27 protein-coding genes are annotated in these 24363 nt (G+C 55.7%); 14 read left to right on the top strand and 13 right to left on the bottom strand.

The window, feature by feature from the left end; all coding sequences use genetic code 11:
- Positions 1-301 precede the first annotated feature (301 nt).
- Genes H7R58_RS04210 through citG form a run of 8 tightly spaced genes read left to right on the top strand, consistent with a single transcriptional unit; the run spans position 302 to position 7614 of the window.
- Positions 302-1663, top strand: coding sequence for a 2-hydroxycarboxylate transporter family protein (locus tag H7R58_RS04210; RefSeq protein ID WP_106925656.1), 1362 nt, complete (start codon positions 302-304; stop codon positions 1661-1663).
- 12 nt (positions 1664-1675) lie between these two features.
- On the top strand, positions 1676-2539 hold the full coding sequence (locus H7R58_RS04215; RefSeq protein ID WP_106925658.1) for a fumarylacetoacetate hydrolase family protein: 864 nt from the start codon (positions 1676-1678) through the stop codon (positions 2537-2539).
- Between the two features lie 17 nt (positions 2540-2556).
- Positions 2557-3576, top strand: coding sequence for a [citrate (pro-3S)-lyase] ligase (gene citC / locus H7R58_RS04220; RefSeq protein WP_182930038.1), 1020 nt, complete (start codon positions 2557-2559; stop codon positions 3574-3576).
- Between the two features lie 16 nt (positions 3577-3592).
- Complete coding sequence (gene citD, locus H7R58_RS04225; RefSeq protein WP_106925662.1) at positions 3593-3886, top strand: citrate lyase acyl carrier protein; 294 nt, start codon at positions 3593-3595, stop codon at positions 3884-3886.
- Complete coding sequence (gene citE, locus H7R58_RS04230) at positions 3883-4758, top strand: citrate (pro-3S)-lyase subunit beta (RefSeq protein WP_106925664.1); 876 nt, start codon at positions 3883-3885, stop codon at positions 4756-4758. Before citD ends, citE begins: the two co-directional genes overlap by 4 nt.
- 10 nt (positions 4759-4768) lie before the next feature.
- The gene (citF, locus tag H7R58_RS04235) at positions 4769-6286 is read left to right on the top strand and encodes a citrate lyase subunit alpha (protein WP_106925666.1); all 1518 of its coding nucleotides are present in this window, start codon (positions 4769-4771) and stop codon (positions 6284-6286) included.
- A gap of 4 nt (positions 6287-6290) precedes the next feature.
- Positions 6291-6830, top strand: coding sequence for a citrate lyase holo-[acyl-carrier protein] synthase (gene citX, locus H7R58_RS04240; RefSeq protein ID WP_182930587.1), 540 nt, complete (start codon positions 6291-6293; stop codon positions 6828-6830).
- A complete protein-coding gene (gene citG, locus H7R58_RS04245; protein ID WP_106925668.1) occupies positions 6808-7614 on the top strand; it encodes a triphosphoribosyl-dephospho-CoA synthase CitG in 807 nt (268 codons plus the stop codon). Before citX ends, citG begins: the two co-directional genes overlap by 23 nt.
- A gap of 118 nt (positions 7615-7732) precedes the next feature.
- On the opposite strand, the gene H7R58_RS04250 is transcribed toward citG, so the two are convergent.
- From H7R58_RS04250 to mutY, 4 genes are all read right to left on the bottom strand, one after another.
- A complete protein-coding gene (locus H7R58_RS04250; RefSeq protein ID WP_106925670.1) occupies positions 7733-8989 on the bottom strand; it encodes a nucleoside permease in 1257 nt (418 codons plus the stop codon).
- 242 nt (positions 8990-9231) lie between these two features.
- Complete coding sequence (gene mltC / locus H7R58_RS04255) at positions 9232-10314, bottom strand: membrane-bound lytic murein transglycosylase MltC (RefSeq protein WP_106925672.1); 1083 nt, start codon at positions 10312-10314, stop codon at positions 9232-9234.
- Between the two features lie 47 nt (positions 10315-10361).
- Entirely contained in the window at positions 10362-10637 is a 276-nt protein-coding gene (locus H7R58_RS04260; RefSeq protein ID WP_106925674.1) for an oxidative damage protection protein, read from the bottom strand.
- A gap of 26 nt (positions 10638-10663) precedes the next feature.
- Positions 10664-11716: an A/G-specific adenine glycosylase gene (gene mutY, locus H7R58_RS04265; protein WP_182930039.1), complete on the bottom strand. Its 1053-nt coding sequence runs from the start codon at positions 11714-11716 to the stop codon at positions 10664-10666.
- A gap of 155 nt (positions 11717-11871) precedes the next feature.
- On the opposite strand from mutY, the gene trmB reads away from it, so the two are divergent.
- The 4 genes from trmB (at position 11872) to H7R58_RS04285 (ending at position 14865) form a co-directional block, all read left to right on the top strand.
- Positions 11872-12591: a tRNA (guanosine(46)-N7)-methyltransferase TrmB gene (trmB, locus tag H7R58_RS04270; protein WP_106925678.1), complete on the top strand. Its 720-nt coding sequence runs from the start codon at positions 11872-11874 to the stop codon at positions 12589-12591.
- The gene (locus tag H7R58_RS04275) at positions 12592-12918 is read left to right on the top strand and encodes a YggL family protein (RefSeq protein WP_065356020.1); all 327 of its coding nucleotides are present in this window, start codon (positions 12592-12594) and stop codon (positions 12916-12918) included.
- 110 nt (positions 12919-13028) lie between these two features.
- On the top strand, positions 13029-13748 hold the full coding sequence (locus tag H7R58_RS04280; protein ID WP_106925680.1) for a YggN family protein: 720 nt from the start codon (positions 13029-13031) through the stop codon (positions 13746-13748).
- A gap of 112 nt (positions 13749-13860) precedes the next feature.
- Entirely contained in the window at positions 13861-14865 is a 1005-nt protein-coding gene (locus H7R58_RS04285) for a DUF1202 family protein (RefSeq protein WP_106925682.1), read from the top strand.
- Positions 14866-14927: 62 nt separating this feature from the next.
- On the opposite strand, the gene H7R58_RS04290 is transcribed toward H7R58_RS04285, so the two are convergent.
- The 8 genes from H7R58_RS04290 to H7R58_RS04325 all read right to left on the bottom strand — a co-directional run bounded on the left by H7R58_RS04290 (position 14928) and on the right by H7R58_RS04325 (position 21379).
- Entirely contained in the window at positions 14928-16229 is a 1302-nt protein-coding gene (locus H7R58_RS04290) for a TRAP transporter large permease (RefSeq protein ID WP_106925684.1), read from the bottom strand.
- A complete protein-coding gene (locus tag H7R58_RS04295) occupies positions 16229-16732 on the bottom strand; it encodes a TRAP transporter small permease (protein ID WP_106925686.1) in 504 nt (167 codons plus the stop codon). The genes H7R58_RS04290 and H7R58_RS04295 overlap by 1 nt, the downstream gene beginning before the upstream one ends.
- A gap of 48 nt (positions 16733-16780) precedes the next feature.
- The gene (locus H7R58_RS04300; protein WP_182930040.1) at positions 16781-17767 is read right to left on the bottom strand and encodes a TRAP transporter substrate-binding protein; all 987 of its coding nucleotides are present in this window, start codon (positions 17765-17767) and stop codon (positions 16781-16783) included.
- A 304-nt stretch (positions 17768-18071) separates the two neighbouring features.
- Entirely contained in the window at positions 18072-19208 is a 1137-nt protein-coding gene (gene hemW / locus H7R58_RS04305) for a radical SAM family heme chaperone HemW (RefSeq protein ID WP_182930041.1), read from the bottom strand.
- Positions 19201-19794, bottom strand: a complete 594-nt coding sequence (locus H7R58_RS04310) for an XTP/dITP diphosphatase (RefSeq protein ID WP_106925692.1) — start codon at positions 19792-19794, stop codon at positions 19201-19203. The genes hemW and H7R58_RS04310 overlap by 8 nt, the downstream gene beginning before the upstream one ends.
- Before the next feature lie 8 nt (positions 19795-19802).
- Positions 19803-20093, bottom strand: a complete 291-nt coding sequence (gene yggU / locus H7R58_RS04315) for a DUF167 family protein YggU (RefSeq protein ID WP_106925694.1) — start codon at positions 20091-20093, stop codon at positions 19803-19805.
- The gene (locus H7R58_RS04320; RefSeq protein ID WP_106925696.1) at positions 20090-20656 is read right to left on the bottom strand and encodes a YggT family protein; all 567 of its coding nucleotides are present in this window, start codon (positions 20654-20656) and stop codon (positions 20090-20092) included. The genes yggU and H7R58_RS04320 overlap by 4 nt, the downstream gene beginning before the upstream one ends.
- An 18-nt stretch (positions 20657-20674) precedes the next feature.
- Positions 20675-21379, bottom strand: a complete 705-nt coding sequence (locus H7R58_RS04325) for a YggS family pyridoxal phosphate-dependent enzyme (protein WP_106925698.1) — start codon at positions 21377-21379, stop codon at positions 20675-20677.
- 16 nt (positions 21380-21395) lie between these two features.
- On the opposite strand from H7R58_RS04325, the gene H7R58_RS04330 reads away from it, so the two are divergent.
- The gene (locus H7R58_RS04330; protein WP_182930043.1) at positions 21396-22379 is read left to right on the top strand and encodes a type IV pilus twitching motility protein PilT; all 984 of its coding nucleotides are present in this window, start codon (positions 21396-21398) and stop codon (positions 22377-22379) included.
- 375 nt (positions 22380-22754) lie between these two features.
- Here H7R58_RS04330 and H7R58_RS04335 read toward each other — a convergent pair.
- Positions 22755-23452 (bottom strand): IS1 family transposase gene (locus H7R58_RS04335; RefSeq protein ID WP_227674953.1). Its coding sequence is split into 2 segments (ribosomal slippage): positions 22755-23203 and positions 23203-23452, totalling 699 coding nucleotides; the frame shifts between segments, so codons are not numbered across the junction.
- Positions 23453-23686: 234 nt separating this feature from the next.
- Between H7R58_RS04335 and H7R58_RS04340 the strand changes: the two genes are divergently transcribed.
- Positions 23687-24340 (top strand): LuxR C-terminal-related transcriptional regulator, encoded by a 654-nt coding sequence (locus H7R58_RS04340; protein WP_106925702.1) that lies wholly within the window; start codon positions 23687-23689, stop codon positions 24338-24340.
- Positions 24341-24363: the final 23 nt, after the last annotated feature.

Raw genomic sequence — 24363 nt, forward strand, 5'->3', positions numbered from 1 at the left:
TTATCGCCGCTGCCGGGCTTTGCCAGAAACTTGTGATCCCTTGCACAGCCTGGCGCAGAACGAGAGTTATCTGAAAAGTACTCTTTATTAAGGCTAAATTAATAAATCCGCCTGTGGCATTCAGCGCAGAATAGAAACCATAAAAACCACGCCTTTAAATAAGGCGCTAATCACATTAAATAAAAGAAACCATTAAAACCATAGGCGCCATTAAAACTTCGGTTTTAATATGCTATCACTCACATAAAGTAAGCCTTTTGGCCCTTAAGCTAGCCTCACAAAATAACCAAAGGGCTTCATTATGAGCACTACTGATGATTCATTCTCTGTTACCCACGACCCGATAGAAATTCAGCGACCGGCCCTCAAGGAGCGCTGGTGGCATATTATGGACACCTGGAAAGTTGGCATTATTCCGCTGCCCCTGTTCCTGTTGGCCGGGGCGCTTATCGCGATTGATTGCCTGGGCGGTAAGCTACCAAGCGATATCGTGGTGATGGTTGCGACGCTGGCATTTTTTGGTTTTGCCTGCGGTGAGTTCGGTAAGCGTCTGCCGATCGTCGGCAAGCTAGGGGCGGCGGCAATTTGTGCCACCTTTATCCCTTCCGCGCTGGTCTACTACGGGCTGCTGCCGGACGTGGTGGTGGAGTCGACGACGAAATTCTACAAATCGACCAATATTCTGTACCTCTATATCTGCTGCATCATCGTCGGCAGCATCATGAGCATGAACCGTACGGTGCTGATTCAGGGCTTCCTGCGGATCTTCTTCCCCATGCTGTGTGGCGAAATCGTCGGCATGATCGTTGGGATGGGCGTCGGCATGGCGCTGGGCCTTGAGCCGTTCCAGATCTTCTTCTTTATCATTCTGCCGATCATGGCGGGCGGCGTCGGCGAGGGGGCGATCCCGTTATCCATCGGCTATGCCACGCTGCTGCATATGGATCAGGGCGTAGCGCTGGGCCGCGTGCTGCCGATGGTGATGCTGGGCGGGCTGACGGCCATCATTATCTCCGGTTGCCTGAACCAACTGGGCAAACGCTACCCGCACCTGACCGGTGAGGGCCAGTTGATGCCTAACCGCGCCAACGCCGATACCGCATCCGCACAGCCGGCGCTGTCGGGCAAAACTGACGTGACCACCATTGCTTCAGGCGCGCTGCTGGCGGTGCTGCTGTACATGCTCGGTATGTTAGGTCACAAGCTGATTGGCTTGCCGGCACCGGTTGGCATGCTGTTTATGGCGGTGCTGGTCAAGCTGTGCCACGGCGCCTCTCCACGCCTGCTCGAAGGTTCGCAGGTGGTTTATAAATTCTTCCAGACCTCAGTGACTTATCCGGTGCTGTTTGCCGTCGGCGTGGCTATCACCCCGTGGCAGGAGCTGGTTAACGCTTTCACCCTCAGCAATCTGCTGGTGATCGTCAGCACCGTGTCTGCGCTGGTTGCGACCGGTTTCTTCGTCGGCAAAAAAATCGGCATGCACCCGATTGATGTCGCCATCGTCTCTTGCTGCCAGAGCGGCCAGGGCGGCACCGGCGACGTCGCGATTCTGACCGCCGGTAACCGCATGAGCCTGATGCCGTTCGCGCAGATTGCGACCCGTATCGGCGGTGCAATTAACGTCTCCGTGTCGCTGCTGGTGCTGGGCAACTTCCTCGTTTAATGGAATAGAACAATGAAACTCGCAAGCTTTATCTATCAGGGCGTTCGCAGCTACGGCATCGTGAATGCAGAAGGAATGATTGATCTGGGACGCCGTCTTGGCGACCGCTACGGCGACCTCAAGGCGCTGCTTGATGGCAACGGGTTGGCCGATGCGACCCGCTATCTTCACGATGCCGTCGATGTGCCCATGGAGGCCGTGACCTTCTTACCGGTGATTGAGCATCCGGAAAAGATTCTCTGCGTGGGCATGAACTATGCCGAGAAACGCAAAGAATTTGACCAGCATAACCCGGCACCGACGCTGTTTGTCCGCTTCCCCGACTCGCAGACCGCGCACAACGCACCGGTGCTGAAGCCGCGCCACTCTCGCGAATTTGACTATGAGGGCGAGCTGGCGGTGATCATTGGCAAGGGCGGCGAGAACATTTCGCGTGAGGATGCGCTGCGCCACGTGGCCGGCTACAGCTGCTATATGGACGGCTCCGCTCGCGACTGGCAGCACACCTGGTTTACCGCCGGGAAAAACTGGCGACAGACCGGCGCTTTTGGGCCGTGGATGGCGACCGCCGATGAGATCCCCGACCCGCATAGCCTGGCTATCCGTACCTGGTTGAACGGGCGGATGGTGCAGGAGGACAACACCAGCAGCATGATTCATAAAGTGGCCGAGCTGATTGAGTACATCAGTACCTTCACCCGCTTAAGCCCTGGCGACGTCATCATCACCGGCTCGCCGGGCGGCGTCGGCAAGAAACGCAACCCGCCGCTGTTTATGAAGGAGGGGGACCGTATCGAGGTGGAGATTGAACATATTGGCCATCTCAGCAACATCATCATGGAAGCGCCAGCGAATACGCTGACGGCGGCGCACTAAGTAAGGCAGGCGGCACGATGTACACGCAACCCACTCTCGATTTTCGGGTCAGCATGGTGGCAAAACACCCGGAACGTTTAAGCCCTATTCGTGCGCTGCTGGTGGACAGCGGCCTCGGGCTGGATAGCGATATTACGCTGTTCGTTGAAGCCTGGGACGGCACAAAGCTGGTGGGCTGCGCAGGTCTGGCGGCAAACGTGATTAAGTGCGTGGCGGTCGATGAACAACAGCGCGGCGCGAATCTGAGCGCTCGGCTGCTGGCCGAGGTGGAGAACGTAGCGTTAGCGCAGGGTTATTTCCATCTTTTTCTTTGTACTCGCCCCTGCAACATTGCGCGCTTCGCCCGCAGCGGCTTCTGGCCGATTGCCCAGAGCGGCAACAATGCGGTGCTGATGGAAAATACGCCGCAGGGGATTGAACGCTACTGCCGTACGCTGAGCCTCCAGCGCCAACCGGCTACCCAGGTTGGGGCCATTGTGATGAATGCAAATCCCTTCACCCTGGGACACCGTTATCTGGTGGAACAGGCGGCGGCACAGTGCGGCTGGCTGCATCTTTTCGTGGTGCGTGAAGATGCATCGTTCTTTCCGTTTCGCGCTCGTCTGGAGATGGTGCGTGCCGGCGTCGCGCATCTGGCGAACGTCACGGTGCACGAGGGATCGCAGTACATCATCTCGCGCGCCACCTTCCCGGCCTATTTCTTAAAGGAAACCGGCAAGGTGCAGCAGGCGTGGAGTGAAATCGACGTGCTGTTGTTCCGCAACTACATTGCGCCCGCGCTGGGGATCACGCATCGCTTTATCGGTTCGGAGCCGTTCTGCGATGTGACCCGCCAGTACAACCAGACGCTGCATACGCTGCTTGGCGACAACATGACCGTGGTAGAGATGCCGCGCGTGAAAGCCACCGGGAGCGCGATTTCGGCTTCGGAAGTCCGCCGTTTATTAACATTGCAGCAGTTTTCTCGTATCCGGGACATTGTTCCGGCATCCACTTTCGCGCATCTCGAAGCGCATTACAGCGCGGAAGTTGCATAACTATCAGGACATTATCATGAAAATCATAAGGGAGGCGCTGGCCGGAACGCAGGAGTCCAGCGACCTGATGGTGAAAATCGCCCCCGCCGACGGCGAGCTGGAGATTGTCATCCACAGTGAGGTGATGAAGCAGTTTGGCGAACAGATTCGCCAGGTTGTTGAGCAGACACTGCGCGCGCTGGACGTGCAGCAGGGGCTGATTATCGTGGAAGATAAAGGGGCGCTGGACTGTGTGATTCGCGCCCGTTTGCAAAGCGCGATTCTGCGTGCCGCAGAAGAGCAGACGATCGTCTGGGGGGCGCTGCAATGAGTCAACTTCGTCGCAGTATGCTGTTCCTGCCCGGGGCCAACGCCGCCATGCTCTCCACCGCCTTTATTTACCGCCCGGACTCGATCATGTTCGATCTGGAGGACGCGGTCGCGCTGCGTGAGAAAGATACCGCCCGCCTGCTGGTCTTCCACGCGCTTCAGCATCCGATGTATCAGGATATTGAGACCGTCGTACGCATTAACCCGCTTAGCACGCCGTTCGGCTTGCTTGACCTGGAAGCCGCCGTGTATGCCGGTGTGGACGTGATTCGCCTGCCGAAAACCGACACGCCTGAAGATATCTTTGAGCTGGAAGGCCATCTTGAACGTATTGAGCGCGCCTGTGGGCGTGAGGTGGGCTCGACCCGCGTGATGGCGGCAATTGAATCGGCGGTTGGCGTGATTAACGCCGTGGCGATTGCGCGCAGCTCGCCGCGCCTGATCGGCATCGCGCTGGCGGCATTCGACTATGTCATGGATATGCAGACCGAACGCGGCGATGGCACCGAGCTGTTTTATGCCCGCTGTGCGGTACTGCACGCGGCGCGTGCCGCCGGTATTGATGCCTTTGACGTCGTGTGGTCTGACGTCAACGATGAAGCCGGCTTCCTGCGTGAGGTGGAACTGATTCGCAAGATGGGCTTTAACGGTAAATCGCTGATTAACCCGCGTCAGATTGACCTGCTCCACAATGCCTATGCGCCAACGCAGCAGGAAGTGGATCACGCCAGACGGGTGATTGAAGCGGCAGAAGAGGGCGAACGCAACGGCCTGGGCGTGGTATCACTCAACGGCAAAATGGTCGATGCCCCGATTATTAACCACGCGCAAATGGTACTGGAACGTGCAGCCGCCTCCGGCGTGCGTCGTTAAGGACTTGATAATGAATCAGACAGAACTTCTCCACCTTCATTTCCCCCACCTGCGGGCGCTAAAACCCTTTGATTCGGCCCACAGCACAACGCCGTGGCTGAACTCTCCGCAGGAGAAACGCACCCGAAAACTGTGCGCCTCGATTGAAGACGCGGTGGCGCGCAGCGGCTTAAAAGATGGCATGACCATTTCGTTCCACCACGCATTCCGCGAAGGCGATCGGGTCATTAATCACGTGGTCGCGCTGCTGGCGAAGATGGGCTTCAAGAACCTGACGCTGGCTTCAAGCTCGCTGATGACCTGCAACGATGCGCTGATCGAGCATATTGAAAGCGGCGTGATTACGCGTATTTATACCTCCGGTATGCGAGGTAAGCTGGCGGACGCTATCTCTCACGGTTTGATGGATGAACCGGTACAAATCCATTCCCACGGCGGGCGCGTGAAGCTGCTGCAGGACGGCGAGCTGAAAATCGACGTGGCGTTTCTCGGCGTGCCGTGCAGCGATGAGTTTGGTAATGCTAACGGCACCCACGGTAAGTCATGCTGCGGTTCGCTGGGGTACGCCATGGTTGATGCGCAATTTGCTCGTCACGTGGTGCTGCTGACCGAAGCGCTGGTGCCGTTCCCGAATATGCCCGCCAGCATTGTGCAGGACCAGGTTGACTTCATTGTGCCGGTGGACAGTGTGGGTGACCCGGCGAAAATCAGCGTCGGGGCGGCACGCGTGACCAGCAACCCGCGTGAACTGATGATTGCCCGCTATGCGGCGGATGTGATTGAACACTCGGGCTACTTTACGCCGGGCTTCTCGATGCAGACCGGTTCCGGTGCGGCCGCCACCGCCTGCACGCGCTTTATGGAAGAGAAGATGGAGCGCAGCGGCGTGAAGGCGCGCTTCGCGCTGGGCGGCATTACCGGCAGCCTGGTCGACCTGCATGAAAAAGGGCTGATTGAAAAGCTGCTCGATACCCAGTGTTTTGACGGGCAGGCGGCGGCGTCGCTGGCGCGTAACCCCAATCACGTAGAGATTTCCACCAACGTCTACGCCAATCCGGGCAGTAAGGCTGCCTGCTGCGATCGGCTTGATGTGGTCATCCTCAGCGCGCTGGAGATTGACGTTGATTTTAACGTCAACGTGATTACCGGTTCCGACGGCGTGATGCGCGGCGCATCGGGCGGCCACTGCGACGTGGCGGCAGCGGCTAACCTGACTATCGTCGTGGCACCGCTTCTGCGCAGCCGTATTCCGACGGTCGTCAAGCGGGTGACAACCCGATTGACCCCGGGGGAAAGCATCGATGTGCTGGTGACCGACCACGGTATTGCGGTAAACCCGGCGCGTCCGGAAATTCGCGAACGGCTTATCGCCGCAGGGCTGAAAGTGGTTGAGATTGAGGCGCTATATGCGCGGGCTATCTCGCTGACCGGCCAGCCGAAACCGATTGAGTTCACAGATAAAATTGTCGGTGTGATTCGCTATCGCGACGGTAGCGTGATTGATACCGTGCGTCAGGTTAAGGAGTAGCATGATGACGACGGCGACACCCGTTAGCCCGGGTGTCAGCCTCGAAGCGCTGCTGGCGGCAAAAGAGAGCCGCGCGGCGCGTCAGGCTGACTGGCTAACCCATTATGGACAACCGGTTATCTCGCTCACGCTGGTGACGCCGGGCGCGGTAAAAAATAATCTGCGCTATCGCAATACCATGGGTGTAGCGCTACAGATGTGCGATCAGATGCTGTGGCAAAACGACTGGCAGGTTCTGGACAGGCAGGTGCTGTGGCTGCCTACCGGCCCGGAAGCCCTCTGGTGCGTGGGGCATCAGGCGCCGGAGATCAAAGCCCACTGCGCGGCGCTGGAACAGTCCCATCCGCTGGGAAGGCTCTGGGATCTGGACGTCATCTGTCCGCACGCCGGGCATATTGGCCGGCTGGCATTAGGCCGCCATATGCGCCGCTGTCTGATCTGCGATGAGCCAGCGCACGTCTGCTCTCGTTCGCGCCAGCATCCGCTTGAGCAGGTTATTGGCCGCGTGGAGGCGCTGATCGATGGCTGGTTTATTCGCGATTAATACCCGCAACGTCGATGTGCCGGCGCTGGCCGAAGAGGCGCTGTGGCAGGAACTGGATCTGACGCCGAAGCCAGGGCTGGTGGATAAATACAACAACGGCGCGCACCGGGACATGGACCATGCGCTGTTTGTTCGCAGCATTGCGGCCATTACGCCGTGGTTCACCCGGTTTGCCGAACTGGGCGATAAACATGCGCATCGCCCTGCTGGCGAACAGCTGCGAATGATTCGCCCGATGGGTATCGCTTGCGAACAGGCGATGTATGCAGCAACCGGTGGCGTGAATACGCATAAAGGCGGTATTTTCGCGCTGGGGCTGCTTTGCTTTGCCGCGGGCCGGTTGGGTGAGGTAAACCCGCAGCGGCTGTGCCGTGAAGTGAGCGATATCTGCCGCGGTCTGGTTGAACGGGAGCTGGCTTCCCGCTCATCGCTGGCGACCGCGGGCGAGCGCCAGTTTCATCAGTTTGGCCTGACCGGGGCGCGGGGGGAAGCAGAGAGCGGATTCGCCACGGTTCGCAAGGCGCTTTCAGGCTGGAATCGTCGCCATCTGCACGCGCTGCTGCTGCGTTTAATGGCGGTGAACCCGGACAGTAATCTGGTCTCGCGCGGCGGAATGAACGGTCTGCGCTACGTACAGGATTACGCCCACGATTTACTGGAAAACGGTTGGGATGAAGGCGCGCTGATAGCAATGGATAACGCGCTGATTACGCGGAATTTAAGCCCCGGCGGCAGCGCAGATTTGCTGTCAGTAGGATGGGTGCTATCGAAGGTGTCGGCCTGATAAGCGCAGCGCCATCAGGCAGAATGGAACAGATTGCCGGATGGCGGCGTAGCCTTATCCGGCCTACTATTTTGAACCCGGCGTCGCTTTGCTCGGCCGGGTTACGTGGGTAGGAAACTTAGTGGGCAACCGTCTGTACGCCAGCTGGCGTACGTTCATGTTTGTATTTAAACAGCCCCACAAATGCCACCGCCAGAACCAGAGAGTACGCGGCGAAAATCAGCCACACGCTCTGCCAGTCGGTAATGCCGTCCACGGTGTACATCTCAACAACCTTGCCGCTGGCCATACCGCCGAGAATGCAGCCAAAGCCGTTGGTCATCATCAGGAACATCCCCTGCGCGCTGGCGCGGATTTCCGGCTTCACTTCTTTTTCCACAAATACCGAGCCGGAGATGTTAAAGAAGTCGAAGGCGCAGCCGTAAACAATCATCGACAGAACCAGCAGCACGGTGCCGAACGGCGTTGGGTCGCCGTAGGCGAACAGGCCAAAGCGCAGCATCCATGCGAAGATACTAATCAGCATCACGTTCTTGATGCCGTAGCGGCTTAAGAAGAACGGAATGGTGAGGATGAACAGCGTTTCGGAGATTTGTGAAATCGACATCATTACCGAGGCGTGCTGCACGATAAAGCTGCTGGCAAACAGCGGATCTTTATCGAAACTGTGCAGGAAGGTGTTGCCAAACATGTTGGTGATCTGCAGCTCGGCACCCAGCATCATGGAGAAAATAAAGAAGATCGCCATGCGTTTGTTTTTAAACAGCGCAAACGCGTCCAGCCCCAGCATGCTGCTCCAGCTCTGCTTTTGCTGCTGGTTAGAGACCGGAATATGCGGCAGGGTCAGGGTAAACAGCACCAGGACGACTGACAGCGCGGCGCCGATGTAGAGCTGCATATGGCTCAGCTCGAACCCGGAGAAGCTCACCGCCCACATCGCCAGAATAAAGCCGATGGTGCCCCAGATACGGATTGGCGGGAAGTCGGTCACGATATCCATGCCTGCCGTTTTGAGACGATAGTAGGAGATGGTGTTGATCAGACCCAGCGTTGGCATATAGGCCAGCGAGTTGAGCAAGATAACGAAGAACATTTCTCCCGGCGTGGTGACCTGGGCGGCCATAAACAGCGTGCCTGCGCCCACCAGATGGCAGAAGGCGTAGACCCATTTGGCGCTAATCCACTTATCTGCCACGATGCCCAGCAGCGTCGGCATAAAGACGGCGGCAATACCCAGCGAGCTGTACACCGCGCCAATAGACGCGCCGTCAAATTTCAGCGTCACAAACATGTAGGAACCGAGTGTGGTCAGCCAACTCCCCCACAGGCAGAACTGCAGGAAGGACAGTATCTTAAGCTGCAGCTTTAAATTCATGTTATTTTCCTCACAAAAATGGCCGGATACGCGTTCGTTTAATAACATCCGAAAGCATTATTTGTGCTGATTCTATCAACGGCATAGATGTGACATTGTTAAGCGCCGCAAAAAATTGCAATTATTTTTACTTTGCATAACGAAATAGTGACAAAACTAACATTTTTGTATGAGGTTCAGGCGGAGAGGCCGCCACGCGCGGTGAACATCAGCGCTTGTGACGGCCATATTTGTGAGAATTGTTACTTACGACGATAGCCTTTCTGCGCGGTATTCACTTTGTAGAGATAGCGCCGCGACTCGGCGGACGGATGGCGGCTGGTCAGCGTCTGGTAGACGTCGCCCGGCGTCATGCTGTTGATAATATTCGCCGCCTGCACTTTATCGTTGGAGAACACGCGCAGCACGCTGCCCGCACCGCCGTTATAGGCGGTGATGACCGCATAACGGCGCGAGGTTGGGTTGTCGATGCCGCCGAGATAAATATTGCTGAGAATCGCCAGATAGGCGGTCCCGGTATCAATGTTGCTGGCCGGGTCGAACAGGAAGCTGCGGCTTGGCGTACCGGATTTACCCTGTGAACGGAACACGTCTTTACCGGCGGTATGCTGCACCACCTGCATCAGCCCCAGCGCATCGGAGCGGCTGACGGCGTAGGGGTTAAAGGATGATTCGGTCTGCATAATCGCCAGAATAAGCGATTCGTCGACGCCGTATTTACGCGAAGCCTGGCGTACCATGCCGAGGTATTTATGCGCACGTTTGTCGAGGTGGTTTGGAACAAGGTTAATGGTGATGCTGTAGATGATATGCAGGCCGTTACTGCGTTTTTTCATCCGCGTTTGCAGCAGATAGTCGGCAAAGCGCGCCGCGCGCCATTCCCAGCGAATGGCCTCGCCGGTGTTGTCCACCACCTGGCCGTACAGGAACGGCTCTTTAGAAATTTGAATATCGTCGGCGTCGGAGTAGAGATCGACCGAACCGGGATCGTCGCCCATCAGCAGCGTGGTGATAATCGCCTGACGCAGGCGGGCGGCGGGATCTGTACCGGCAATGGTCTCGACGGTGATGGTGCCTTCATCGAAGTTGATATGGCTACGGGTCTGGTAGCCGTCGGTGTATTTTACGTAGTCTTTCGGTCCGGCGATCAGGACTTCGTTAAAACCCCAGATGTTTTCAATGTTATGGGCGAATTGCCCCATCAGGATATCAAAGCCGTTGGTGTCTTTGACCCACGCCTCATTGTAGGCATCGCCCTTTTTATTTGAGGAACAGGAAACCAGCAGCGGTGCTATCAACGCCAGTGCATAAATTCTTTTTTTCATCATTCCGGGAGCGCGTGTTGTTGTTGTCTTAAAGGCCCGCAGGGCCCTTACTGTTTTTCTGGCGGCGTGTAGCCTTCAATGTGCACATCTTTGCCTTCAAACAGGAAATTAACCATTTCTTCTTCCAGAAGCTTACGGTGCTCCACGTTCATCATATTGAGTTTCTTTTCATTGATGAGCATGGTCTGCTTTTGCTGCCACTGCTTCCAGGCCTCTTTCGAAATCTCGTTATAGATGCGCTTTCCCAGCTCGCCAGGGTAGAGCTGGAAATCCTGTCCTTCGGCGTCGCGCTGCAGGAAAGTACAAAAAATGGTTCTGCTCATAATAAATCCTCTTAGTTCGCCGCTCGCTAGACGAGTGAATCGGCGCGTAACTGCTGCAACAGGCGCTCAACCGGTGCGGCCAACCCGACGACGGGCGGCTGGGCTAAGTTATACCAGAGAGCGCTGCCTTCATCCATGCATGAGGCGAATGAGGACACACTAAGCCACATAGGCACAATGTCCAGATGGAAATGGCTGAAAGTATGGCGGAAGGCGGTAAGCTGGGTCAGGTTTTCGGCCGGAATATGCCGCTCGGCCAGCCACTCGCGCAGCGCCGTTTCATCTGCAAACTGCGGGAAACAGTATAGACCGCCCCACAGACCGCTGGGCGGGCGCTGCTGAAGAAACACGTCGCGCTCGTGCTGCATCATCAGGAAATAGCCGGTACGTTCGGGGATCGTCTGCTTCGGTTTTTTACCGGGATACTGTGCCCAACTGCCGTTGGCGGTGGCGATACAGCCCTTTTCCAACGGACAAAGCGAACATTTGGGCTTCGAGCGGGTGCAGACCATCGCACCAAGATCCATCATGGCCTGGTTAAAGCGCGAAACGCCTTCGGCGGGCGTAACCTGCTCGCTGATGTCCCACAGCCGCTTCTCAACGTCTTTTTTACCCGGCCAGCCGCCGACGGCATAGCAACGGGCCAGCACGCGCTTAACGTTGCCATCGAGAATCGCGAAATGTTTGCCCAGCGACAGCGACAGTATCGCGCCTGCGGTTGAGCGTCCTACGCCGGGCAGCGCCGCGACTTCATCGAAGGTTTCCGGAAAACGGCCGTGGTGCAGCGTCGCCACCTGCTGGGCCGCTTTGTGTAGATTGCGCGCGCGCGCATAGTAACCGAGCCCCGTCCACAGGTGCAGCACGTCGTCGAGGGGGGCATTCGCGAGATCGGTGACCGTCGGGAAGCGCGACATAAAGCGTTCGAAATAGGGGATAACGGTGGCAACCTGCGTCTGTTGCAACATCACCTCTGACAGCCATACTTTGTAAGGCGTTTTTTCGATTTGCCAGGGCAGGGTTTTACGCCCGTATTTGTCGTACCAGTCCAGCACCTGGGCTGAAAATTGAGACGCTTGCATGGTCAAAGCAGTGCTTCCGTTATCGTGCGATTAGGGGGCCAGATTGCAGCACAGCGGTACTATGCTGTAAACAGGAACTTTCCGGTGCTTGCATCCGGCAACTAACTTTGGATAATGCCCGTTTCCCGAACACTCTCACAAGCAGACATATTTTTATGAAGAACGACGTCATTTCACCGGATTTTGATGAAAACGGCCGCCCGCTGCGCCGCATTCGTAGTTTTGTGCGTCGCCAGGGGCGACTGACCAAAGGGCAGGAACATGCGCTGGAAAACTACTGGCCGGTGATGGGCGTTGAGTTCAGCGAAGAGCCTGTCGATTTCGCCGCGCTGTTCGGTCGCGAAGCGCCGGTGACGCTGGAAATTGGTTTTGGCATGGGGGCCTCGCTGGTGACGATGGCGAAAGCACGTCCGCACCAGAATTTCCTCGGTATTGAGGTACACTCACCTGGCGTTGGCGCCTGTCTGGCTTCGGCGCACGAAGAGGGCGTTGATAACCTGCGCGTCATGTGCCACGACGCGGTCGAAGTGCTGCACAAGATGATCCCGGACAACTCTCTGAACATGGTTCAGCTCTTTTTCCCTGACCCGTGGCACAAAGCGCGTCATAATAAACGCCGTATCGTGCAGGTACCGTTCGCTGAGCTGGTGAAGACGAAATTAAAGCTGGGCGGCGTTTTCCACATGGCGACCGACTGGGAAGCCTATGCTGAGCATATGCTGGAAGTGATGTCCTCCATTGGTGGATACCAGAACCTGTCCGAAACAAAAGATTACGTACCGCGCCCGGAATCGCGCCCGGTAACCAAATTTGAACAGCGTGGCCATCGTCTTGGCCACGGCGTATGGGACTTAATGTTCGAGAGGGTGAAATAAATGGCAAAGAATCGTAGCCGTCGTTTGCGTAAAAAAATGCATATCGATGAATTTCAGGAAATCGGCTTCTCCGTCGCGTGGCGTTTCCCGGAAGGCACCAGCGAAGAACAGATCGATCAAACCGTCGACCAGTTTATCGATGAAGTGATCGAGCCGAACAAGCTGGCGTTTGACGGCAGCGGCTATCTGGCCTGGGAAGGTCTGATTTGCACCCAGGAAGTGGGCAAGTGTACTGAAGAACATCAGGCGCTGGTTCGTAAGTGGCTGGAAGACCGTAAGTTTGAAGAGGTGCGCACCAGCGAACTTTTTGACGTTTGGTGGGACTAAGATCTTATATGCACAATATCGTTCAGACGCAGCCAACGCAGAGGCCGCTTGAACGATGACGCGTGTACGGGGCCAGCATTTGCTGGCCCGATTTATCTTGAGGGAAAGTTATGATGCGCAAAACGCTGCTGACGGCAGTTCTTACGTTCACGGCGACCGCCGCCCACGCTGACTACCAGTGCAGCGTCACCCCGCGTGATGACGTGGTGCTCAACCCGCAAACCGTGCAGGTGAAAGGGGAAAACGGCAATCTTATTATTACCCCCAACGGCGACGTCACCTACAACGGCAAGGCGTACACGCTCACCGCGGCCCAGCGCGAGCAGGCCAAAGATTATCAAACGGAACTGCGTAGCGCGCTGCCGTGGATTGACGAAGGCGCGCGTAACCGGGTTGAAAAAGGCCGCGTGGCGCTGGACAAAATTATCGCCAAAGAAGTCGGCGAGGACAGCAATATGCGCGGTCGTCTGACCAAACTCGACGCGCAGCTGAAAACGCAGATGAACCGCATTATTGAGCGCCGCAGTGACGGCCTGACCTTCCACTATAAAGCGATTGACCAGGTGCGTGCCGACGGCCAGCAGTTGGTGAATCAGGCGATGGGCGGCATCCTGCAGGACAGCATCAACGAGATGGGCGCCAAAGCCGTACTGAAAGGCGGCGGTAACCCGCTGCAGGGCGTGCTGGGCAGCCTGGGCGGCCTGCAAACTGCGATTCAGAACGAGTGGAAAAACCAGGAAGCGGATTTCCAGGCGTTCGGTAAAGACGTGTGCAGCCGCGTGGTGTCGCTGGAAGACAGCCGCAAGGCGCTGGTGGGCACCCTCAAGTAAGTGGTTATCGGCTACCTGTGTTCTACGGGTAGCCAGAATCAGATTTCGTTTATCCTTCCCTCCGCCGCAAATTCCGTATGATGCGCTTTTCATACCTAAAAGGAATTTGCCGATGAAGCTCGCCTGGAAATGCGGGACGCTCCTGCTGTGTAGTTTTTCCCTGTCGGTTATCGCCGACAGCAATACCCCCACCGACGACGTTATCAAACAGCAGTTCGCGAAACAGTCTGGCGGCATGATGCATCTTGAGCGCATCAGCCTGCGCCAGCTGGATGCGACAGGAAACCAGGCGACGTACACCCTCGAAGGCGATATGGCTTCTGACGATAATCTCTACACGCCGGTTGGCATGGCCGGGGATTATCTTTTCTATGAAAAAACCTGGACTAAAGGGCGTCCGGTCAAATTTTCGGCGATGATGACCGCCGTGGGAACCCCGGCTTCCGGCTGGACGACGACCTTCTTTTCGATGCAGATGGCCGCCAAAAATGCGGGAAGACCGTTCAGTGAAAGAGAGGATTTAAGCAAATTGCTGGTGGTGAACGATAGCGGCTTTATGGCGCAGTTCGCCAGGCTTGACGCCCAGTTTGCCGACAGCCGCACAACGATAGAAAAGCAGAAAAAACAGTATGATGTATTGAAAACACAGGTGGTCGAGTTAGATGAACAGATGGCAAGCTCGTGGGGAACGGACGCCAACGGCAAGCCGCTGGACCGCAGCGCGGTACAGCAGGCGATGAACGCCGAAATCTACGCCGTTGACCGCCGAAACGATATGGCGAAGTTTAGTAATCAATACTATATCAACGTGTATGAGCCCGCGCTGGTGGCCTGCCAGAAGAAAGCGGTGTGTGATGCAGAGCCCATTCGTGCCGCCCGCGATAAGGCGCTGGAGGAACAGAAGCAGGAATATTATCGCCAGCATAAGGCGATCGGCGACAAGATCAATGCGCGCATGGCCGCGATGGAGGAAAAGGTTGAGCCGCTGCGTAAGAAACGTGAAGCGCTGCGTGGGCAAATGGTGGTGCTGGAGTCGAGTAATGACGAATTGCAATATGAGGCAACGCGCTGGCAGGAAGGGGTCGAGAGAATGCGTGAGAAGGGGGTGATTCCATAAGGCGCCCTGCGCGAGCGGAAATACCCCGGCTTCGCTGCGCTCGGCCGGGTTATTTCCTGGAATTACATCAGCCCCAGCAGCTGCGGAATGAACAGCGAAATCTGCGGGATGTAGGCAATCATCATCAGCGCAACCAGCAGGGCGGCGTAGAACGGCAGCAGCGGTTTAATCAGCTGCTGAATTTTCACACCGGAGATCGAGCAGCCGACAAACAGCGCGCTGCCGACCGGCGGCGTGAGCAGGCCGATACACAGGTTAGCCACCATCATGATGCCGAAATGTACCGGGTCCATCCCCAGGTCCTGGGCAATCGGCAGGAAGATCGGCGTAAAGATCAGCACCGCCGGCGTCATGTCCATAAAAATACCGACGATCAACAGCACGATATTAATAAGCAGAAGGATCACCAGCGGATTCTCGGAGATCCCCATCAGCGTGTCGCTGATCATGTAGGGAATATCCGCGTTGGTCATCGCCCACGACATGCCGACGGAGAAACCAATCAGCAGCAGCACGATTGAGGTTGTGACCACCGACTCTAAAATCAGCTTCGGCAGATCGCGCCATTTAACCTCACGGTAGATGATGACCGACAGGATAAAGGTGTAGACCACGGCAATAGCCGAGGCTTCCGTGGCGGTAAAGATCCCCCCCAGAATGCCACCCATTACGATAAGCACCAGCAGCAGGCTCGGCAGCGCATCAAGGAATGCTTTTGCCGCCTGGGCGCAGGTCGGGCGTTCCGACACGGGATAGCCGCGACGTTTGGCGATGATGGCGCAAACCACCATGATCGACAGGCCCATCAGAATGCCCGGCAGGTAGCCCGCCATAAACAGCGATGCGACCGAAACGCCGCCTGCGGTAAGGGAGAAGACGATCAGCACGTTGGAGGGCGGGATAAGCAGCCCGGTAATGCACGATGAAACGTTCACCGCAGTGGAGAACGCTGGGTCATAGCCCTTCTTGGTCTGGATAGGATGCAGGGTGCCACCGACGGCCGCCGCCGCTGCAACCGCAGACCCTGAAATCGAGCCGAACATCATATTGGCCAGCACGTTAACGTGGCCCAGCGAACCGGGCACGCGGCCGACCATCACCTGCGCGAGGTTAATCAAGCGTATGGCGATCCCCCCGCTGTTCATCAGTGTACCGGCAAAAATGAAGAATGGAATCGCCAGCAGGGCAAAGTTGTCCAGGCCGTTGGCCAGGCGCTGAGAAACGGTGATGACGGCAATATCCCAGGGGAACATCAGCAGCATCGAGGCGACGGTCGCGATCCCGATAGAAAATGAAATAGGCACGCCAATAAACACCAGTACGAAGAAGGCGCCGAACAGCGTGAGTGCGATATACCCGTCCATTAACACGCTCCTTCCGCGGTTTGTTTCAGGCTAAGCAGGCCATTGGCGATAAACCAAAGGGCGTAGAACATCATAATGAGGCCGGACAGCGGCAGGATCAGATAGACGTAGCCCATCGGAATTTGCATCGCCGCAGAGACCTGCGCGGTGGCCAGCGTTTTCGCGATTAGCTTCAGGCCGCCGGTGACGATCACCGAACCAGAGAAGATAAAAATCAGCAGGTTAATCACCACGCCCAGCAGCGTTTGCTTACGCGGCTTGAGCGTCATGGCCAGCAGGTCGATGGCCAGATGGCGCTGGGCGCCAACGGTATAGGCTGCGCCGAGCAGGCCGACCCAAATCATCAGAAAACGCGCCAGCTCGTCGGTGAGGGTACTGGGCTGGTTTAACACGTAGCGGCTGAACACCTGCCAGACGACGCAGACGACCAGCGCCACCATGACCGCGATGGAAAACGCGGCGATCGCGCGGTCCACCGCCTGTTTAGTGCGGGTAAAAATCATCGTTTAGTATCCTGGTGAACGCGGGCCAGAGGCTGGCCCGCAGGGCGGTTATTCTGCGGCGGCTTCAAATTTGGCCAGCAGCGCGGCCTGTTTTGGATCTTTCTTGAAATCGTCGAACAGCGGCTGAACGGCGGCGCGGAACGGCGCTTTGTCGACCTTCACGATTTCACCGCCCATGGCTTTCGCCTGTGCACGGGTATCGGCGTCAATTTTGTCCCACAGCTTCTGCTGGTAGGTTTCTGAGGCTTTGGCGGCCTTCATCAGAATCTGCTGTTGCTCCGGGGTCAGCTTGTCCCACGTTTTGGTCGAGATGACCAGGAAGTCGGGAATAGAGGCGTGCTCGTCTTCAGAGAAGACCTTGGCTATTTCAATATGACGCGTTTGCACCCAGGACGGGACGTTATTTTCCGCGCCGTCAACCACTCCCTGCTGCATTGCGGTATAGACTTCACCGAAAGAAATTGGCGTCGGCGAGCCGCCCATTAATTCAATCATTTTCAGCGTCGTTGGGCTGGCCTGGACGCGAATTTTTAAGCCTTTTAAATCTTCTGGTTTGGTAATCGGTTTTTTCGCATAAAAGCTGCGGGTGCCGGCAACATAGGCGGAAAGCGCAAAGAATCCTTTATCTTTTGTCGACTCCATTATTTCTTTGCCAACGTTGCCAAATACCACTTTATTAAAATGCGCCTGGTCTTTAAATAAGAAAGGCAGGTTATAAATGGCATAGACGTTATCGAAGGATTCAAGATCGCTGGCTGACCCCTTGGTTAAATCGAGTGCGCCGTTTTGTAGCAGTTCCATGGTTTCACGAGCGCTGCCCATCTGGCTGCTGGGATAAATACGAATGGTCATTTTGCCGTCTGATAACTGCTTGACCTCTTTGGCCATTTCCTCAAATGCCTGGTGAACGACGTGGCTGCGCTCGAGGTTATGCGCCAGCTTCAGCGTGACTTTTTCAGCGGCGCTGACTCCGGCAGAGAGTAAGGCAAAAAGTGAGGCACAGATCAGCGTTTTGCGAAAAGTGAGAGATTTCATTAATAGGCTCCATGCACATTTATTATGGTGGTTTATATCTATGGGTATAGCTGTATTTTCTGTATGACATATTATCCTGGTTGTCAGACATCTTTACGCTATCCCTCTCACACTTTTAAATTATCTACGCATTAAATGCGGTTTTTGTGCGCTGCATTATATTTATGGAGTATGTGTAATTAGCTATTAATATTTCTATTAAATATTAGCGTTAGAATTGTTCGGGAAGTATTTTGGTTATTACTCGGAAAAGACGATGTTATATATTTCGCCATTATGAATTAATGGCGAAATATACTTGAACTTATTCGTTGAGGAACAGTTCCAGCAGCGAGTTGAGGAAGAGCTTGCCGTGTTCAGTAATCTGCCAGTACTGGTTGCACTCGGTCAGATAGCCTTGCGCGAGCGCCTCATCAAGCTGCGGGCGAATCACCTGCTCGTTAAGGCCCGTGTAGGCCTTGAACTCTGCACGCGGAGCCGGCTCCAGCAGACGGAAGCGGTTCATAAAGAACTCGAACGGTTTATCGGCATTTTCAACATCGTGCTGGCGTTCAAGGTAGCGCCCTTCCATATAGCCGCGCGGATGGCGGGTTTTCGCCGTGCGCAGAATACGGCCGTCCGGGAACGTCACTTTGCCGTGCGCGCCGCAGCCAATGCCCAGATAGTCGCCAAAACGCCAGTAGTTGAGATTGTGCTGGCACTGATAGCCCGGCTTCGCGTAGGCCGAGGTTTCATACTGCTGATAACCTGCGGCGGTCAGCAGGCGATGCCCCTGCTCGAAGATATCCCACAGGTCGTCATCGTCCGGCAGCACCGGCGGGCGTGAACCGAACAGAGTGTTCGGCTCGATGGTCAACTGATACCAGGAAAGGTGCGGTGGCGACAGCTCGATGGCCTGGCGCAGGTCGCTGAGCGCTTCTTCCAGCGACTGATCCGGCAAGCCGTGCATCAGGTCGAGGTTAAAACTGCGTAGCCCAAGCCCGCTCGCCAGATGCGCGGCGCGTTTGGCTTCTTCCGGACCATGAATTCGGCCCAGACGCTGGAGCTTGGTTTCGCTAAAGCTTTGAACGCCGATGGAGATACGGTTCACGCCCGCCTGTTGGTATTCGACAAAGCGGTCGGCTTCGACGGTGCCCGGGTTGGCTTCCATGGTAATCTCCACGTCAGCGGCCAGCGGCAGACGTGCGCGAACGCCGTCCAGCAGGGCCTGCATCGCCGGGCCGGAGAGCAGGCTCGGCGTCCCGCCGCCGATGAAAATGGTCTTCACTTCACGTCCCTGCGCATAGGCTACGTCAGCGTCTAAATCGTTGAGCAGATGCTGCACATAGTCATCGTGCGGCACTTCGCCCTTGAGCGCGTGCGAATTGAAGTCGCAGTACGGGCATTTCTGCACGCACCACGGGATATGAATGTAAAGACTCAGCGGCGGCAGATTAACCATTGCGCATCGCTTCCAGTAACTGTTTCAGCGCCTGACCGCGGTGGGAGATGGCGATTTTCTCTTCACGGGTGAGCTCGGCGGCGGTTTTACCTTCCGACGGGACGAAGAAAATCGGATCGTAGCCGAAGCCACCCTGACCCGCCGGCGAACGGGTAATGACGCCCGGCCAGCGGCCGTGGCACACCAGCGGCGTGGGATCTTCCGCGTGGCGCAGATACACCAGCACGCAGTGGAACTGCGCCTGACGCTGCTCGTCCGGCACGTCTTTGAGCGTTTCCAGCAGCTTTTCCAGGTTCTGCTGGTCGCTGGCGTCGATGCCGGAATAGCGTGCGGAGTAAATGCCCGGTGCGCCGCCGAGCGCATCGACCGCCAGCCCGGAATCATCGGCAATGGCCGGTAAGCCGGTCACCTGCGCAGCGTGACGCGCCTTGAGAATGGCGTTTTCAATAAAGGTCAGCCCGGTTTCCTCGGCGGACTCCACGCCAAGCTCGGTCTGAGCGACGATATCAAGACCAAAATCGCCGAGCAGCGCGGCAAGCTCGCGCACTTTACCGGCGTTACCGGTCGCGAGGACAACTTTTTGCATGGGATATCCTAATGTGTCAGGGCGTCGACGCCCGATGGGATTTGTTGCGGATGAATAATTTTAACCTGTTTATGCCGCCCCAGTTCACCTTTCTCAATGATGACCTGGCTTTTGGCGACCTTAAACTGTTTGGCGAGGTACTTCACCAGATGGGCATTGGCCTGCCCATCCACGGGCGGGGCGGTAATGGCGACTTTTAATTCGTCGCCATGAACCCCAACAATTGCGTCCCGGCTGGCCTTTGGCTGAATGTACAGCCGCAGCACCAGCCCGTCATCGCAAAGTGTCACGGCACTCATAGCGCCATCCACAGTCCTGGCAGCAGCATGTTGCCGGTGGCTTGCAGGACTTCAGCAATGCCCATATTGATAACGTACAGCAGCAGCACCAGCACCATCGGCGAGAAATCAATGCCCCCCATCGACGGCAGCAGACGGCGAATCGGGCGCAGCAGCGGTTCAGCAAGCTGCATCAGCACGAACTCAACCGGGCTACGTCCCTGGCTGACCCAGCTCATGATGGCCATCAGCAGCAGAACCCAGAAGATCAGCAGACCGATGGTCTTGAGCAGAATGAGCACCGCAGAGATCCAGATGATCGGCTGGAAGGTGATGACCATAAACAGCACGATAGCTTTTATTACGCACAGGATAAATGCCAGCAGCACAGAGGCGCTGTCCAGCGGCCCCATCGGCGGAATGATACGGCGCAGCGGACCAACAATGGGCTGCGTGATCTTCACCACGAACTGCGAGAACGGGTTGTAAAAGTCACAGCGCGCCCACTGCATCCAGACGCGGAGCAGCAGCACCATTGTGTACAGTTCAATCACTGTAGAGAGCAGGAAGGTCAACGTCTTCATGGCGTTCCTTGGGGTTCCTTATTTTTTTGTGTAATCACGCGCACCAAAAATCGCGGTGCCAATGCGTACCATTGTACTACCTGCCGCAACAGCGGCTTCCATGTCGTCAGACATGCCCAGAGAGAGGGTGTCTACGGTCGGGTAGTCTGCTTTCAGTCGCGCAAATGCTACCGCCATTTGGCGAGCGACTGCAAACTGCCGGTCGTACTCTTTTTCCGGCGCGGGAATGGCCATCAGGCCGCGCAGACGAACATTCGGCAGTGCGGCGATGTCGGCTGCCAGCGCGTCCAGCGATTCCAGCGCAATACCGGATTTACTTTGCTCATCGCTGATGTTGATTTGAATCAGCACGTTGAGCGGCGGCAGGTCGGCCGGGCGCTGCTCGCTTAAACGCACGGCAATCTTCAGCCGGTCCACGGTATGGCACCAGTCGAAGTGCTCGGCAACCAGGCGACTTTTGTTGGACTGCAGCGGGCCGATAAAGTGCCATTGCAGTGAGGTGATTCCCTGCTCGCGGAAGTGGAGGATTTTTTCTACCCCTTCCTGAACATAGTTTTCGCCGAACGCGGTCTGGCCCGCGGCAACGGCTTCTTCGACGGCGCTCGCAGGTTTCGTTTTACTGACTGCAAGCAGCGTTACTTCTTCTGAATCCCGGCCGCAGCGCGCTGCTGCCGCTGAGATTTTCTCCCTGACCTGTGCCAGGTTATGCGCAATATCGTTCATATGGGCTGGTGGGTCTATGGATATACAAGAAATCGTGACGCTTAGTGTAAAGCATAACGTGTCCGATCTACACCTATGTAGCAGTGGAAACGCGCGCTGGCGTAGGGCGGGTAAGCTGGAAATAGCGCCGTTTAGCGCCCCGCATCTCGGCGTGCTAATGGACGGCTGGCTAAGTGAAAGCCAGCAACAGACGTGGCTGCGGCAGCGACAGCTTGATTTTTCACTGTCGCTGACCGGCTGCCCGCGCCTGCGTGCCAGTGCGTTTGCCCACAGCGGCGGTGTCTCGCTGGTGCTGCGCATACTGCCGACGCGCTGCCCTACGCTTGACGAACTGCATCCGCCGGTGGCGTTAGCGGAGATGCTACAGGAGGAGAGCGGGCTGATTCTGGTGACCGGGGCGACGGGCAGCGGAAAATCCACCACGCTGGCGGCGATGGTGGATTACCTTAATCATCATCAGGCCGGGCATATTTTGACGCTGGAAGACCCGGTTGAGTTTCTGCATACCAGCGAGGGGGGTCTGATTCACCAGCGCGAGGTCGGTGAGCACGCCGCGTCTTTTGCCGATGCGCTGCGAGTCGCACTACGTCAGGATCCGGATGTGATTCTGCTGGGTGAGCTGCGCGATAGCGAAACCATTCGTCTGGCGCTGACGGCGGCGGAAACCGGGCACCTGGTGCTGGCAACGCTGCATACGCGCGGCGCGGCACAGGCCATAGAGCGGCTGGTGGACGTGTTCCCCGCACAGGAAAAAGAGCCCGTGCGCAATCAGCTGGCCAGCAGCCTCTGCGCGGTGCTGGCGCAAAAGCTGCAGCCGGACAATCGCGGCGGGCGCGTCGCGCTGTTTGAAATGCTGATTAACACGCCGGCGGTGGGTAATCTCATTCGCGAAGGGAAAACGCACCAGATAGCAGGCGTGATGCAGACCGGGTTGCAAAGCGGCATGCAGACCTTCAGCCAAAGCTATCAACAGCGAGTTAAGGCGGGGATGTTATCGTGAGAGAAAGCGCGTATAGTCCTGCGTAGCACGATCTTCTGGTTATTTTTGTACAGATGAATTCGGAAATATTTATTTTCAGCTATCACATTGGAATATTAAATAATGTGATGGCTGTTTTATTTCTGGCTAACTGATTAATTATTCAACCGTCAGTTTTTTAAATTTGTAAATATTACTTTTTTCGTTGTTGCCGGAATGTATTTTTTTGTGATTATCGGGTGATGTTTTATAAGGCGGAAGAAAAACTTCCTACGACATTTATTCTAATACGATTTTTGCGCGTAAGCCATCGGTATGTTTTGTTTGTAATTTGTCGATTACATTATGTTGCGTAGGCTTACAAAAAAAGGTTGATATTCTGGTAATGACTCCAACTTACTGATAGTGTTTTATGTTCAGATAATGCCCGATGACCTTGTCATGCAGCTCCACCGATTTTGAGAACGACAGTGACTTCCGTCCCAGCCTTGCCAGATGTTGTCTCAGATTCAGGTTATGTCGCTCAATGCGCTGAGTGTAACGCTTGCTGATAACGTGCAGCTTTCCCTTCAGGCGGGGTTCATACAGCGGCCAGCCATCCGTCATCCATACCACGACCTCAAAGGCCGACAGCAGGCTCAGAAGACGCTCCAGTGTGGCCAGAGTGCGTTCACCGAAGACGTGCGCCACAACCGTCCTCCGTATCCTGTCATACGCGTAAAACAGCCAGCGCTGACGTGATTTAGCACCGACGTAGCCCCACTGTTCGTCCATTTCAGCGCAGACAATCACATCACTGCCCGGTTGTATGCGCGAGGTTACCGACTGCGGCCTGAGTTTTTTAAGTGACGTAAAACCGTGTTGAGGCCAACGCCCATAATGCGTGCACTGGCGCGACATCCGACGCCATTCATGGCCATATCAATGATTTTCTGGTGTGTACCGGGCTGAGAGACGGTGTAAGTGAACTGTAGTTGCCATGTTTTACGGCAATGAGAGCAGAGATAGCGATGATGTCCGGCAGTGCTTTTGCCGTTACGCACCACGCCTTCAGTAGTGGAGCAGGAAGGACATCTGATGGAAATGGAAGCCACGCAAGCACCTTAAAATCACCATCATACACTAAATCAGTAAGTTGGCAGCATTACCTGATATTCTTTTGACACTTCTAAGGTCTTCGTTCTATCCTGTTTATGTAATTAGGACTAATCTTATGAAATAGGTTTTCCTGGACTGGTTGGTTTTAATTGCTAATGGTATTAGGTTTGCCTTTGCTTTGACTTATTAAATCACCATGATGGTGGATATAGACTATGGAGAGTTTCGAAATGTTTGAAGTAACTGAGAGTGTATCTAATTCCCGCAAGATTATCTTAATCACCCACCCGTCAGTACAAGCAAACGCGTTTGCAAACTATCTTACTGAATTACTGTCAGTTTCTGTTGATGTTCATAATATCAACAAGCCGCTGGTTCAGCGCCTGAGTAAAGGTGCCGTGGTATTGTTTGATATTGCTGTTTCCAACAAAAAGCTGAATGGCATCTGGCGCGATATTATCCGCACCCAGTTTGATGCCCCACGTCTGTTGATTATTAATAGCGCGCAGAAGTATGAATTGTACGAAATGGCACAATGGCCAGCGCTGTATGGCGTATTCCGTCATGACGACGAAGAATCGCGCTTAATTGAGGGCGTCAAAGCGGTGCTGAATGGCGAGCAGACGGCTGAATTGAGCGTGATGCATCCGGCAATGTATGCCGTTGAACATACTCCGGAAAATCACGATAGCGTACCGCTGACCGAGCGTGAATGTGAAATTCTTAATGAATTACGTCACGGTGCGACCAATATGGATATCGCGCGTGCATTGTTTATTAGTGAAAATACAGTACGTACGCATCTGTATAATGTTTTCCGCAAATTAAGCGTGAAGAACAGAACCCAGGCAGTAAGCTGGGCGAACGAAAATCTGCGTCACTGATTGGCGAGATAGCTATTCTGGTG

The sequence above is a fragment of the Klebsiella sp. WP4-W18-ESBL-05 genome (genome assembly GCF_014169075.1).
In the GTDB taxonomy this organism is placed as follows: Bacteria; Pseudomonadota; Gammaproteobacteria; order Enterobacterales; family Enterobacteriaceae; genus Kluyvera; species Kluyvera ascorbata_B.